Source organism: Nocardia sp. CWNU-33, from assembly GCF_046764895.1.
Taxonomy (GTDB): Bacteria; Actinomycetota; Actinomycetes; order Mycobacteriales; family Mycobacteriaceae; genus Nocardia.
The window spans coordinates 192,136-204,893 of record NZ_JBKOQN010000010.1 but is presented as its reverse complement, the minus strand read 5'-3'; the positions used below and the strand labels follow the sequence as shown (position 1 = coordinate 204,893).

Below are 12,758 nucleotides of genomic sequence, written 5' to 3'. Positions count from 1 at the left end.
CAACTCGCCTTCATCCCGTCGGATGTTTCGCAACCGCTGGTGTTGCCGTCGCTGTCGCGCGCACTCGGCTGGGACGGTTGAGAGCGAGACGTCTGCCGCCTGATCCGTTGGCGCGCTGCGGAAACTCGGTGCAACCGTTTGGGCCTTGCCCGCGTCCAAGAGAAGTAGACCATCATTTGGTGGCCGTATCGGGGCGAGTGAGGGCAGGCAGATGTGGAACAGCGATGACGTCGTTGTCAATCCGGACCGGGTACGCGCGCACGCCGGGCAGGTCGAATCGACGCTCGAGAATGTCAGCAAAGCGAAGGAGGCCGCGGACTACCTGGCCAAGGTGGATGACGGTTACGGGTCGTTGGTGGGGTGGCTTGCGGGTTTGATGGTGGATTCGCTGCACGATCGGATCACCTCGAGCCTGAAGCAGATTGTCGAAACGACTGAGACGCTGCCGAAAACGCTGCGTCACTGCGCAGATGTCTTCGACAACCTCGAGGCGAGTCGCAAGGCCGAGATCGAGCGTCAGCAGAGCCAGATCAACTAGATAGGGGAAGCGCATGGTTTTCAACGACGCCGCGGCGCCGGAAGGCAACGACCTGCTCGACTCGAAAGTCGACGAACGCAACGTATATTTCCAGGACAAGCCCCTGATGCCCACGCTGACCAGCGAGGGCGCCGAACCAGGCCTCCTCAAAGGAACGCCGCTGGGCGATGCGTGGGAAGCCGTCGGCGCGGTCAAGGCGGCCGTCGGCGGCGAGGATACCGGCACGAACCTGTACGGTGCGGCGCTCAAAGCCTCCGCAGCCGCCTCCGGCGTCGTGGACGTGCTGGAATTTCGGAAGAATCTTGCGCTGGGCGTCCCGCTGGCGAAGTTGGATCCTTTCAACATCGTGGGCGGGCTGCTGATGGGCTGGATGCTCGAGAATGTCGAACCGCTGCGCAAGGCACTCGACTGGGTCACCGGTAACCCGGACATGGTCAAGGCGTACTCCGAATCCTGGACGAAAATCTCGACAGCGCTGAGCGAGGCCGCGAAAACGTGGAACACGGAACTCGAAAAGGGCGTCAGCGACTGGGCCGGCGCTGCCAGCGACGCCTACAAAGCCAAGGCGGACGCGTTCATGGCCGACATCGAGGCCCAGGCCTCGCTCGCCGACTCGCTGAGCAAAGTGAATGCCGCGCTCGGTAACCTCGTCGAGGGGGTTCGCGGCGTCGTGACCGAAATTCTGAACACCTTGGCCGGGATCCTGGTCGAGGCCGCCGCCATCATCATTGCCTCGGGTGGCACCGCGTCCTTTGCCGCGATTGTCCGCGCGACCACCGGCATCTCGACCGGGGCCATGAGCATATCCAACGCACTGGCTCACCTGGCGACGGAGACGTCGACGATTCTCGGTATGGTGCCGAATGTCATCCAGATCGTGCAGGGCGCGTCCCGAGCCGGGATCACGGCGTTGACCGCGTGAGGCTGCTCGGTCGATCGTGACCGCCGGTGGTGCGGTGCGGTGCTATTCGGCGCTCGCCTCGCGAATGTGCCTGTCGACGAGGGAAAGCGAGTGTTCCGGCAAATAGCCGCCGCGGCGGAACCGATCCAACCCGGGTTCGGTGCCGAGTTCTGATCGCAGCCCGGGATTGCGCAGGTAGAACATGAGCTGGTGGTAGACCCGGGTGGGGTCGGTGCGGAGAGCCTTGTGGGCGATGTCGATGGTCCGGTAGCCGGTATCGGCATCGCCGGTGACAAGGGTGGTGGCGTTGATTCGGCTGGCGAACCTGCTGGTGCCCTCTCGATAGCAACGGGCGCCGATTGCCGAGATGTCGTGCCAGGCAACGGTGGTGGGGTCGTCGCCGTAATTGATCGTGATGTGACGTGCAGTCAGTTGTATGCCGGTGTTGTCGGTGTTTACTCTGCGTCGATAGGTGCCGGCGAAGAGAAGGAGGGCGACCATACCGGGCAAGGCCAGCAGGAAGAAAGCCGCGATTCCGGTCGACAAGTCGTGGTTGAACGATGCGATGAGCTGCCACAGTCCGACCCCGAGCAGGAGTACCCCGACCGCCCCCGTTGCGAAAGTAGCGATTCGGGAAGGGAGCTGCACCGGCAGCACAAGCGCATTACCGGTGTCGGTGGAGCGGATGTCAGCGGCCGTCGGAGCTTCTCGTGGACAGACCGACCATCCCCAGCCGGCGAACGGGGCGACCCAGACCAAGAACATGAGCAAGGGCGGGACAAGCCCGGGCCACACCGATTCCCGATTTGTCACAATTGCCCACATCCCGGCCAGCACCATCGGGAGGGGGACCAACGCCATCACGAACGGCACTACCGCATAACGGTACGCGCCGAACGCCTTTCGATCCCAGTCCGCCGGCAGCGGCAACTCGGACGAACTCCGGTATCTACCCACGACAACTCCTCCTGGCAGCGGTTACCCATGGTCTACACCAGCCAGGACTACTTGCTGAAATACTCGTCGTCCTCGTCCGGTTCATCCGGCGTGACGACCTGATCGCGATCGGTGTGGGTCGGTTTACGCCGGGTTCCGGTTGCCTGTCCTGTCTTTGGCGGCCGGAGTGGGTGGGGATCCGGGGCACGGCCTCGGAGGTCCAGCACCACTACTCTTGCTCCGGGTAGATGGTCCGCCCCTCCTTGATGGTCTCGAGCACCTGGATGTTCTTGATCTCGTCCGGCTCGACTGCGAGCGGATTGCGGCTCAGCACAACGAAGTCGGCCAGCTTACCCACGGTGATCGAGCCTTTGGTCGCCTCCTCGAAGTACTGGTGAGCGGCGTGCAGCGTGGTCGCCTTGATGGCGTCGAGCGCCGAAACCCGCTGCTGCTCGCCCAGCACATGTCCGCTGCGGGTGACCCGGGTGACCTGGCTGGCCAGCACCGCTATCGAGCTGGGCAGCGCCACCGGCGCATCATGGTGCGAGGTGTAGCGCAGCCCCCGCCGCAATGCGGATGCGGCAGGCGAGATTCGGGCCGCGCGCCGTTCGCCGAGCACAGTTTCCCGGTACCAGTCGCCCCAGTAGAAGGTGTGCATGGAGAAGAACGACGGAATCACGCCCAACTCCTGCATGGCATCGAGCTGATCCTCCCGCGCGGTTTGCGCATGGATCGCCACCGGCCGCGGATCAATGGGCCGATAACGTGTGGTGGCCTGACGCAACGCGGTGATGAACTGGTCGAGAGCGGCATCGCCGTTGACATGCGCCAGGATCTGCCACCCTTTGCTGTATGCGTCGCCGACCGCGTCCAACACTGTGTCGTCCGACATCGCCGGATACCCCCGGTACTTCGGGTCCTTGCCCTCTGGGGGCGTCAGGTACGGCTGGGTCAGCCAGGCGGTCCGCCCTTGCGGCGACCCGTCGAGCCCCAGCTTCAGCCCGCCGATCCGCAGTCTGCTCTTGTACTGCGGCCCCGGCGCCTCTTCGAGCTTCGCGGCCAGCGAACTGTCCGGGTAGGCGACCACATCGATATCGAACAGGCCATCATCGGCGGCCGCTCGCAGCGCGTCCAGATCCGTCGTCGTCATTACCCGGCCGTCCTGCGCGGTCGTGAATCCGAACGCAGCCATCGCCCGCTGACCGAGCTCGATCAGCCGGCGGCGCTCCTTTTCGTCGAAGTCCTCTGCCGACTTCCCCCACGCCGCAAAGAAGGCAGTCTCCTCCAGTACCCCATTGGGCACCAGGGTTCCAGGCCAGCGCCGGATCACCCCGCCCTCGGGATCTTCGGAGCTCTCGTCATACCCGAGCAGCTCGAGGCCCTTGCTGTTGACAGCCCCCAGATGGCTGGATTGGTGGATCACCAGCACCGGCCGCTCTACCGAAACGGCGTCCAGATCATCACGGGTCGGATGCGCGAGGCCCGCCAATTGGGCATCGTCATAACCGAATCCGATGATCCAAGTCCACGCCTTCCCAGTCTCGGTGTCGGTCCACGCCTTTAGCGCGGCCTGCAGCGCAGCGATGTCGTTGACCTCGCCATCGGGCGCGGGCAGCAGATTCGCCGTGCCTGCCTGGAACCCGGTCAGTGACAGATGGCTGTGTGCGTCGACGAACCCGGGCAGCAGCGTCCGGCCGCGCAGATTCACCAGCCGCGTATCGTCACCGGCCTGCGCCAACACATCGGTCAGGTCCCCGACGGCCGCGATTCGACCACCCTTCACAGCGACCGCCTCCGCGCTGGGCCGGGCGTCGTCGACGGTGACGATATCCCCGCCGAAGTAGATGGTGTCAACTGCCGTGTTGGAAACGATCTCGGTCATGATTCCTCCGGAGTTGGTCGCGAAGCAATCTCCCAAGTATCGAACGGATTCCCGGCGCACACAGGTCAATTGACGGATCGGTCAGCGGGCCGGCAGGATGGCCGGCCCTGCCAGCTCGACTCCACCATCGACGGCCGGGCGGTGAAGATCGCGTCGACGGTCGCCGAGCACACCGCCGATCATTTGTCGCACCTGCCGGGAGGGCCGGTCACTGACGGGGCGTCCTGTCGGGCCGCACCGCCGATGATCCCGTGCACAGACCGGTGCCTGTTAGTCGCCACTTACCCGCTGTGACCAGGCCGAACACCGTGTCAGTTGGCGTGTCAGGTCGGCATCAGGTCGGTGTCGACCACGCTGGCGACAGTACTCATGTGAACAGCACAGCAATTGCCACTTCCGGGCTGCGGCAGCCATACGGCCACAAGACGATCCTCGATGGCTTCGATCTGACTATCGGTGCCGGCTCCTACCCGATGCTGCGCACGGAATGGCTCGACCGACTCGCCCGCGTGATGCAGTATCTGCGCGGTGATCACGCCTTCGCCCAGCTGATCCGCTTCGCCCTGGTCGGTGGCTCCAGCAACATTGCCTATGTGCTGCTGTTCATGGCCATGAACGGGTTCGGCCCGTTGGTCGCCAATATCGCCGGCTCGATCGTCAGCACGGTGATCGCGAACGAACTGCACCGGCAACTCACCTTCCGCGCGGCCGGACGGGTCGGCTGGTTCACCGCGCAGTGGGAAGGCGGCGGGCTGGCGCTGATCGGCCTGCTGATCAGCACGGCGGCGCTGGCCGGTCTCGAGTTCTGGGCACCCGGCCTCGGCGAGATCGCACAGGCGGGCGCCATGATCGCCCTCATGGCGGCGGTCGGCGGTATGCGCTTCCTGGCACTGCGCGGCTTCGTCTTCCGCGAAGGTCTGTAAGACACCTCGAATCAGCCCCCGGCGTCAAATCTCCTGGTGCTATTGAACGCAAGCGCTACAGGATGTTCCAGGTGATCGGCACGTTTGCTGCTGACGCCTACGAGGCTACGCCGCCGATGCCAACACTCAATGGCGTAATGCAGAGGTTCGGCATACTCGCCGAGTCCACAGAGATCATGTTACTTGTCAACACAATCCGCGGGCGAACACCATGCTCTTGTCGCCTCCGAGGTCGTGCACGACCACCTGTCGCCCGGTTTTGCCGTCCCATTCGGTGTAATGCTCGTTCCCGGCATCGGCCTGCAGCGAATCCGCTACGCCGCTGCCCTGCCAGTACTGGCTCTTCCAGTTGCTCGGCACTCCAGCCTGGAATTCGCCGAGATGCGAATTCGCTTTGAACGAGTCCAGATCGGCGCGCGGTAGCTCGGCGACCACCTCGACGGTCTGATCGCCACCGCCGGCCATGGCGCTCTTGGTTGCGATGACTTTCGCGCTGTCCGGGAAGTGGATACCGCCACATTCCCCGATCTTCTCGACATCCGAAGGGTCGCTACCACAACCCGTGAGCACTAGCAGGCCGGCCAGCGCCGACGCCCAACCGACGCGTACGCAGGCTTGGCTCCGGATGTGCCCCATCAAAGATCCCCCGACCACGTGTAGTCACCCAGCGATTCGGTGTTGCCACGCGCTTTGAAACTGCGCGCCCACCCCGCTTCCTCCAGCTGCCGCATATCGTGGTTGAGACCTTTCTTGACCGCCAATTCGGGATCCGAAGACCACCAGTCGACAGTCTTGTCGAAATCGTACAAGTCATAGACGTAGATGCGATATCGTATGTCGGCCTTCAGCTTGTCATCTGATTTCTGCACAGTGGTGTCGCTGCCGACCGCAACCGAGAAGGTGCCCAGCGCCAGCGTGACATCGGAGTCGTCGGTGACCGAAACCGGTTCCCACGGAGCGGTGATTTCCTGCACGGCGCCTCCACGGTCTCCGTTTCGCCTGGCCTCACCCTTGATCCAATTCAACTGACTTTCGGCGGCGCTTTTGATGGCTTGCGTTTTGACGATCTGCGCGACGTTGACCGAACGGATGATGTATTCGTAGTCAGCGCCATGATTGGCCAGGTACTGGTCGAGGAGATCCCCGGCGAAGTCGTAGCCCTTGTGATCGAAGTAGAGCTGCACGGATGGGGCCGTCGTCGTGCTGATGAGCCCTGCTTCGGATCGGTTGAGAATGCTGCGATCGGAGCCGAACTGCGGGTGACTGGACGGAATCGACGGATCAGCCGGCGGATGCAATGCTGTTCTCCCACCAGATGTTGTTCCCATATCCGTACCGGAGCGTACCCACGTCGATAACCACTTTGTCGGGAACCTCGAATTCGCTTGCGTTGTACGCAAGTACGCTGTGGCCCGGTGTGTAGTCCAACGCTGTGGAGATGCGTTCGAGCATCGTGTTCAGCGCCCCTTTCCTGGACTCGGCTGATTTCTTCAGTGTGTCGACCGCGGAGGTGATTTCCGATCTGATCGATTCCCGCATCGGGCCGTTGATCAGTTGCGCCCAGTCCCCGAGCGGGAGTGTGAAATTGAGGAAGGTCATGGGCTGTGCGAGTCCGCCGACGAGCCCCATGGTCTGGTTGAAGACCTGCCGGTCGAGAACCGCGCCGCCGTTCTCGACGATCTTCGAGATCGTCTCCAGGTCGATGCTCCGCCCGGCGATCGATTGACCGAGGCTGTTCGCGCTGGTACCTAATGCCTGTGCTGCATCGCCCGACCAGAGACTTTGCAACCAGCGGGTGCCGGAGGTGAGGTTCTCCGAGGTGACATAGTCGTTGATGCCGAGCAGCCCGATACGTTTCCCGATGGCTTGTAGCGCTTCCCAATCCGCTTCCAGCGGGACGAGGTAGTCGGCGGCGGGTTTGATGCCGATCGCCTGGCTCAACGCTTCGTCGTATTTGCTGATCGATGTGATGCCCGTGGTCACGACCTGGCGGGTCGCATACTGCTCCTCCTGAATATCCGACAGGCTGGGCAGCTGCAAACCACTGAACCGCTTGACACCTTCAGCGCTACTGGATCCGGACGCGCCCGTGTCACCGAGCCCGGTTACGGCAGCCGCCGTCAGCTGATTCGCCGAGTTACCATCTGTCGCTTGGTATTTTGTGCTCGCCGTGGAGAGGTTTTCCCCGAGCGCGCCGATAGCGGCCAGATCCTTCTGATGTGCCGAAGAGATCGCAGTCTTGAACTTCTCGATCGATGGCGCCAGCGTGGCCATGAGTCCCGTTGTCCCGGTCGGCAGAGTGACCCATGGCAGCAAACGCGAGGCGTTTGTCGTGAAGTTCGTGCCGAGGTCTTGCAGGTCCAACTCGAACCCCGCAAGACCAGACACATCAACCGTGAAGTCGGCCATGGTCCCCACCCCAATCCTCTGGTTCGTAGCGTAGCCGGTGAGCCGGGTAATGCCCAGCGCTGCAAGAGGATTAGCCAAGGGTCGGTCGCCGGCCCGGTGCGGTGCAGCTGGTGGCGGGGATGACCGTTGGGGGCGTCGATCAGCCATTCCGGTCACCGAATCATGATGAGTGACGGGCGGTCGGGGACCCGCAGGCATCAGTTCGATCCGGCCGCGCCCTGGGGTGCGCATTCGCCGGCGGACGAGCACGACATCGTGTCGCCGCCATGCATGGGGCTGTCGCAGAGGTCCTCGCGGGCGTCGACGCGGCCGTAGCAGTTGAACCAGTCGGCGGAGTTGTGCACCGACAGGGAGGCGCCGAGTTCCTCACGACAGCACCACTGCGGTCGGTGGCAACCTCGCTCCACCCAATAGGGGAGACGATCCCCTATCCCGAGGTTTGTTGACGCGGTCAACACGCCCTCTGCCTGCGGAAACGACTGTAAGAGGCTATGAAAACCGCCCTGAACAGGACTTATGGTCAACAATGCTGAGCGTTTGCCGTCACGGATAGGTCATGACGAAAAACGCCTCTGACCAGCCGGTAAGATCTGGTCAGAGGCGTTTGCCGTGGCGGAGGATAGGGGATTTGAACCCCTGAGGGCGTTAACCCAACCCGCGTTCCAGGCGAGCGCCATAGGCCACTAGGCGAATCCTCCGTGGAGCAGCATAGCGGGTGCCCCCCGTCGGTCGCCAAATGGGCCTGCTGGGGAGCTATTTTCGCAGGCCTGCCATGACCTGGCGGGCCTGCGCCTCGGCGGCGGCGGCGACTGCGGACCGGTCGATCGAGGTCTTCGAGTAGATGCTGATCTCGACCTGGAGGGAGAGATTGCTGTCCAGCACGCCGATTGTGTAGTCCAGCGAGTTGAAGGATGTGGACGTGTCCTCGCGGTAGGCGAAGTACGCCTCTTCGCCGAGTCCGCTCACAGCGCCGGAGCTCCGTCCGGTGCCCGAGGTACCGGTGTCGATGTCCTTCCAGATGTTGTAATGCGGCGACCCGTACTTGCTCGCGAAGTCCGCGTCCATGGTCAGTGACGCGCTGTTGATGCTGGTGCCCTCGTACTTGGCATCGCAGTTCAGCGAACCGCCGCCGTAGTCGCTGTCGGGCTGGTCCTCGGTGTGCGTGAGTTCCTTCTGGGTGGGCGCCCACCGTGCGAGGACCGAAGGCGTGATGAGGCTGCACGAGTCCGTCACCTTGTCCATGGCGTAATCGCCGGTCCATGACTTGCTGTCGCCGCCGATGCTCTTCGCCGCGACGACCAGGCCGCCGATCAGGGCGATGACCACGACCAGCGCGGCGATGCCGCCGATGATCCACCCCGTGTTGCTCCGCCGCCGCGGGGGCGTACCTGGGTAGCCGGCGCCGTAGACGGGCGCCTGTGGATAACTGGGCGGTCCAGGGGGTGGGGGAGCGGGCTGTGCGTATTGCGGCTGTGCATAGGGCTGCTGTGGCGACGCGTACTGCTGTTGCGGTGGCGTGTACGGCTGCTGCGGTGGGTACGGCCCTGGTGGCGGTGCGTAGGGCTGCGGTGGCGGCGTGTAGGCGTCGAACTGTCCTGGTACCCGGACCATCGTCGGGTCGGCGCCCGACGAAGATCCGGAGCTGTCGCTGGTGGTCGGAGCTTCCCACCACTGGGGTGTCGGCTCCGCGTCGCTGGACGCCGCCGGTGCCGGCACCTCGTGGCCGCCGTGCGGCGGATTCTTGTCTGTCACCTGTCGATCCCCTCGTACGGTGGGGAAGCCCCTCCGATATTGGAAAGATCGTAACCAGTGCTCGCGAGTGCGCGCGGGCCCCGGATGGTGGGGTGTGATCGAGGAGCCGCTACACTGGCCAACGGATCCCGCGCGGCGCGCATCCTGTGAACTCCCCCAGGGCCGGAAGGCAGCAAGGGTCAACGGGCTCTGCCGGGTGCGCGGGGTCCCCTTAATTTCAGCGCTCGGCGGGTCCACGATCCCGAGCCGCTTATCCACTCCAATTCGGAGCAACCGCCGGGTAACGTGAACAGCGGTCCGCCGGCGGTCATACGGACAACGGCCGGACGTCACCACTCGCCCCTTTTGCTGCTTCGAAAGGCTGCCCAGGATGCCCCGGCAAACGCAGATCGGTTTGATGAGCCACGCGGAGCTCGTGTCGGAACACGAGACCCAACACGCGAATTACGCGACGCTCGGGACCGAGAAGCTCACGCTGGACCTGACGAGGGGAAAACCCTCGCCGGAACAACTCGACTTGTCCGCGGAGCTGCTTTCCCTGCCCGGTGCCGGCGACTTCCGTGACGGCACCGGCACCGACTGCCGCAACTATGGTGGGCTGCACGGACTCCCGGAGCTGCGCGCCATCTTCGGTGAGCTGCTCGGCATTCCGGTGGACAACCTGATAGCGGGCAACAACGCCAGCCTGGAGCTGATGCACGACGTCATCACCTACGCGATGCTGTACGGCACGCCCGAGTCGAAACAGCGCTGGGCGGCCGAGCCCACGGTGAAGTTCCTGTGTCCGAGCCCCGGCTACGACCGGCACTTCGCGATCACCGAGGCGCTCGGGTTCGAGATGATCCCGGTCCCGATGAACCACAACGGCCCCGATACCCACACCATCGCAGAGCTTTTGGCGAACGACCCGCAGATCAAGGGGCTGTGGGCAGTGCCGAACTATGCCAACCCGACCGGTGTGGTGTTCTCCGAAGAGGTTGTTCGGGAACTGGTTTCGATGCCCGCCGCCGCGCCGGACTTCCGATTGTTCTGGGACAACGCCTATGCGGTGCATCCACTGACCGACACCGCCGCCCCGGTCATCGACGTGCTCGGACTGGCCGCCGCGGCCGGAAACCCCAACCGCCCCATCGTCTTCGCCTCCACCTCCAAGATCACCTTCGCGGGTGCGGGAGTCAGTTTCCTCGGCGCCTCGACGGCGAACCTGGATTGGTACCTCGGGCACGCGTCGAAGAAGAGCATCGGCCCGGACAAGATCAACCAACTGCGGCACCTGCGCTTCTTCAAGGACGCCGACGGTGTGCGTGCCCACATGCAGAAGCACCGCGCCATCCTCGAACCGAAGTTCGCGCTGGTGCTGCGGATTCTCGAGGACCGGCTCGGCGCATCGAAGGTAGCGTCCTGGACCGAACCCAAGGGGGGCTACTTCATCAGCCTCGATGTGCTCGAAGGCACCGCGGCCAGGGTGATCGCGCTTGCCAAGGACGCCGGGATTGCGCTGACCGCGGCGGGTTCGGCGTTCCCCTACCGGAATGATCCGGAGGACAAAAACATTCGAATCGCGCCGAGCTTCCCGAAGGAAGCCGAACTCGAGAAGGCGATGGACGGCCTCGCGACCTGTGTGCTGCTGGCCGCCACCGAGAAGCTCCTCGGCAAGTAGCCCGCAACGACAGCGGGCGCCCACCGAATCCGGTGGGCGCCCGCTGTCGCGTTCCCGTGGGTCAGAGCGGCTTGTGGGCCAGCACGGCGAACATGGTCACCGACAGATGGATATCGCCGCTCTCGGCGCCCGCCTCGAGGTCGGCGATCAGTTGATCGCGCTGCGCCTCGGTGATGACGCCGCGCGCCACCGCCATTGCCGAGATCCGATTGACCAGCGCACCGGCGCCGACGCTGCGGTCCTGTACCAGCGCATGGGAGCCGATCTCATCGATGACCAGGCCTGCCTTGGTCAGCAGTCCGGGCAGCAGCCGGCCCGACAGCGGGTTGGTCGTCGCCGAGAGCAGGGTGTCGACGACCTCCCTGACCACCTGACGATTGCCGGGATGCACGATCGCGGTGCCCCAATCGCTGTCCACCACCACAACCCGGCCGCCGGGACGTAGCACCCTCGCGATCTCGTTGGCGGCGCGGATCGGCGCGGTCAGATGTTGGAAGACCCGCTCGCACAGCGCCGCATCGAAACTGTCGGCGCCGAAGGGCAGGCCGTAGGCATCGCCGGAATGGAATTTGGCGGTCGACTCGGCCTGGGCCGCGCGGCGTTCGGCGGCAGCGAGCAGGTGCGGGTCGGGTTCGACGCCGATCGCGGTTCCGGTCGGTCCGACCGCGTCCGCGAAGGCGAGCACTTCCGATCCGGAGCCGGAGCCGATGTCGACCGCGCGCTCGCCCGGCTGCAGTGCGAGTGCGTCGTGGGCCCAGGTCCGGAGTCTCCGGATGCCGGGCAGTGCCGCATGTAGATCGCGTACATCGACCAACTGATCCTGACCCGCGCTGTCGAAGCGGTCCGGGCGCAATCCGTGCGAATCCATTGGCCCGATTCCGTCCCTCGGTTCGGCCGTCGTCTGAGGCATGGCCGAGAGCCTACGCGGGGGCTTACCACATCGCACGGCAGGTCTGTGAGGTGCATCACGATCGAGGGCTTCCGCTGATCCGGGTGGCCGAGACCACGCGCGGTCGGTTGATGAGATGATCGAGGACGAGTCGATCGTGGCGTCGAAGACCGGGAAAGGAAGTCCGTGACTGTGAAGCTGTGCCTCGCGCAGGACCCGGAGGCGGACGAGTTGTTGTCGGAGAGTTCGTTCGCGCTGCTGGTCGGCATGCTGCTCGATCAACAGTTTCCACTCGAGCACGCGTTCCGCGGTCCGAAGAAGATCGCCGACCGGATGGGTGGGTTCGACATCCACCGGATCGCCGAGGCCGATTCCGCCGAGTTCGAGGAACTCTGTGCGACGCCGCCGGCGATTCACCGCTACGGCCGGTCGATGGCACGCCGGACCCAGGAGCTCGCCAAGTATGTGCTGGAGCACTACGACGGCGACGTCGAGGCGATCTGGACTGCGGGCGACCCGGACGGCAAAGAGGTGCGCAAGCGCCTGAACGCCTTGCCCGGATACGGCGATCAGAAGGCGCGGATCTTCCTCGCCCTGCTCGGCAAGCAGCTCGGAGTGCGTCCGAAAGGCTGGGAAGCGGCGGCGGGGGCCTACTCGGAGCAGGGTTCGCGCCGGTCCGCCGCCGACATCGTCGATGCCGAGTCGCTATTGGAAGTGCGCGCGTTCAAGAAGCAGGCCAAGGCTGCCGCGAAGGCGAAGTAGTTTCCATTCTGTTCGCTCCAGGTTTGCCTATTTGGAATCTGTCTGCGTTTTTCCCTCGTCCCCTCGTGATTTCTCGTCGATGCTTTGCCCTCGGAAGCTCCACCTG

Annotated in this window: 12 protein-coding genes, 1 tRNA gene and 1 other RNA gene; 6 read left to right on the top strand and 8 right to left on the bottom strand. The window is 64.3% G+C overall.

The window, feature by feature from the left end; translation table 11 throughout:
• Window positions 1-211 precede the first annotated feature (211 nt).
• Window positions 212-538 (top strand): type VII secretion target, encoded by a 327-nt coding sequence (locus ACLMAL_RS16510; RefSeq protein WP_406235402.1) that lies wholly within the window; start codon window positions 212-214, stop codon window positions 536-538.
• A 13-nt stretch (window positions 539-551) separates the two neighbouring features.
• A complete protein-coding gene (locus ACLMAL_RS16505; RefSeq protein WP_411999852.1) occupies window positions 552-1,460 on the top strand; it encodes a WXG100 family type VII secretion target in 909 nt (302 codons plus the stop codon).
• Between the two features lie 42 nt (window positions 1,461-1,502).
• On the opposite strand, the gene ACLMAL_RS16500 is transcribed toward ACLMAL_RS16505, so the two are convergent.
• Entirely contained in the window at window positions 1,503-2,396 is an 894-nt protein-coding gene (locus ACLMAL_RS16500; protein ID WP_411999851.1) for a hypothetical protein, read from the bottom strand.
• A 208-nt stretch (window positions 2,397-2,604) separates the two neighbouring features.
• Complete coding sequence (locus ACLMAL_RS16495; protein ID WP_411999850.1) at window positions 2,605-4,257, bottom strand: amidohydrolase; 1,653 nt, start codon at window positions 4,255-4,257, stop codon at window positions 2,605-2,607.
• A gap of 473 nt (window positions 4,258-4,730) precedes the next feature.
• On the opposite strand from ACLMAL_RS16495, the gene ACLMAL_RS16490 reads away from it, so the two are divergent.
• Window positions 4,731-5,180 (top strand): GtrA family protein, encoded by a 450-nt coding sequence (locus ACLMAL_RS16490; RefSeq protein ID WP_411999926.1) that lies wholly within the window; start codon window positions 4,731-4,733, stop codon window positions 5,178-5,180.
• 186 nt (window positions 5,181-5,366) lie between these two features.
• On the opposite strand, the gene ACLMAL_RS16485 is transcribed toward ACLMAL_RS16490, so the two are convergent.
• From ACLMAL_RS16485 to ACLMAL_RS16465, 5 genes are all read right to left on the bottom strand, one after another.
• A complete protein-coding gene (locus tag ACLMAL_RS16485; protein ID WP_411999849.1) occupies window positions 5,367-5,816 on the bottom strand; it encodes a hypothetical protein in 450 nt (149 codons plus the stop codon).
• Window positions 5,816-6,508 carry a hypothetical protein gene (locus tag ACLMAL_RS16480; RefSeq protein ID WP_411999848.1) on the bottom strand — a complete coding sequence of 231 codons (693 nt, stop codon included), beginning with the start codon at window positions 6,506-6,508 and terminating at the stop codon, window positions 5,816-5,818. The genes ACLMAL_RS16485 and ACLMAL_RS16480 overlap by 1 nt, the downstream gene beginning before the upstream one ends.
• Window positions 6,462-7,589 (bottom strand): hypothetical protein, encoded by a 1,128-nt coding sequence (locus ACLMAL_RS16475; protein WP_411999847.1) that lies wholly within the window; start codon window positions 7,587-7,589, stop codon window positions 6,462-6,464. The genes ACLMAL_RS16480 and ACLMAL_RS16475 overlap by 47 nt, the downstream gene beginning before the upstream one ends.
• 610 nt (window positions 7,590-8,199) lie before the next feature.
• A tRNA-Ser gene (locus ACLMAL_RS16470) sits at window positions 8,200-8,287 on the bottom strand.
• 55 nt (window positions 8,288-8,342) lie between these two features.
• A complete protein-coding gene (locus tag ACLMAL_RS16465) occupies window positions 8,343-9,341 on the bottom strand; it encodes a hypothetical protein (protein ID WP_411999846.1) in 999 nt (332 codons plus the stop codon).
• Between the two features lie 120 nt (window positions 9,342-9,461).
• Here ACLMAL_RS16465 and ffs point away from each other — a divergent pair.
• Both ffs and ACLMAL_RS16455 read left to right on the top strand, forming a co-directional pair.
• Window positions 9,462-9,556, top strand: an RNA gene (gene ffs, locus ACLMAL_RS16460) — signal recognition particle sRNA small type.
• Window positions 9,557-9,711: 155 nt separating this feature from the next.
• On the top strand, window positions 9,712-11,001 hold the full coding sequence (locus ACLMAL_RS16455) for an aminotransferase class I/II-fold pyridoxal phosphate-dependent enzyme (RefSeq protein WP_411999845.1): 1,290 nt from the start codon (window positions 9,712-9,714) through the stop codon (window positions 10,999-11,001).
• Between the two features lie 61 nt (window positions 11,002-11,062).
• Here the strand turns inward: ACLMAL_RS16455 and ACLMAL_RS16450 are convergent, their stop codons facing one another.
• The gene (locus ACLMAL_RS16450) at window positions 11,063-11,911 is read right to left on the bottom strand and encodes a methyltransferase domain-containing protein (RefSeq protein WP_411999844.1); all 849 of its coding nucleotides are present in this window, start codon (window positions 11,909-11,911) and stop codon (window positions 11,063-11,065) included.
• Window positions 11,912-12,076: 165 nt separating this feature from the next.
• On the opposite strand from ACLMAL_RS16450, the gene ACLMAL_RS16445 reads away from it, so the two are divergent.
• The gene (locus ACLMAL_RS16445; RefSeq protein WP_411999843.1) at window positions 12,077-12,652 is read left to right on the top strand and encodes an HhH-GPD-type base excision DNA repair protein; all 576 of its coding nucleotides are present in this window, start codon (window positions 12,077-12,079) and stop codon (window positions 12,650-12,652) included.
• The last annotated feature ends 106 nt before the right edge of the window (window positions 12,653-12,758 follow it).

What these genes read in the sequence shown, in the direction of transcription:
- ACLMAL_RS16510 (WP_406235402.1), top strand. Translation starts at nt 212, where the DNA reads ATGTGGAACAGCGATGACGTCGTTGTCAATCCGGACCGGGTACGCGCG.
- ACLMAL_RS16505 (WP_411999852.1), top strand. Translation starts at nt 552, where the DNA reads ATGGTTTTCAACGACGCCGCGGCGCCGGAAGGCAACGACCTGCTCGAC.
- ACLMAL_RS16495 (WP_411999850.1), bottom strand. Translation starts at nt 4,257, where the DNA reads ATGACCGAGATCGTTTCCAACACGGCAGTTGACACCATCTACTTCGGC.
- ACLMAL_RS16490 (WP_411999926.1), top strand. Translation starts at nt 4,731, where the DNA reads ATGCTGCGCACGGAATGGCTCGACCGACTCGCCCGCGTGATGCAGTAT.
- ACLMAL_RS16485 (WP_411999849.1), bottom strand. Translation starts at nt 5,816, where the DNA reads ATGGGGCACATCCGGAGCCAAGCCTGCGTACGCGTCGGTTGGGCGTCG.
- ACLMAL_RS16480 (WP_411999848.1), bottom strand. Translation starts at nt 6,508, where the DNA reads ATGGGAACAACATCTGGTGGGAGAACAGCATTGCATCCGCCGGCTGAT.
- ACLMAL_RS16475 (WP_411999847.1), bottom strand. Translation starts at nt 7,589, where the DNA reads ATGGCCGACTTCACGGTTGATGTGTCTGGTCTTGCGGGGTTCGAGTTG.
- ACLMAL_RS16455 (WP_411999845.1), top strand. Translation starts at nt 9,712, where the DNA reads ATGCCCCGGCAAACGCAGATCGGTTTGATGAGCCACGCGGAGCTCGTG.
- ACLMAL_RS16450 (WP_411999844.1), bottom strand. Translation starts at nt 11,911, where the DNA reads ATGCCTCAGACGACGGCCGAACCGAGGGACGGAATCGGGCCAATGGAT.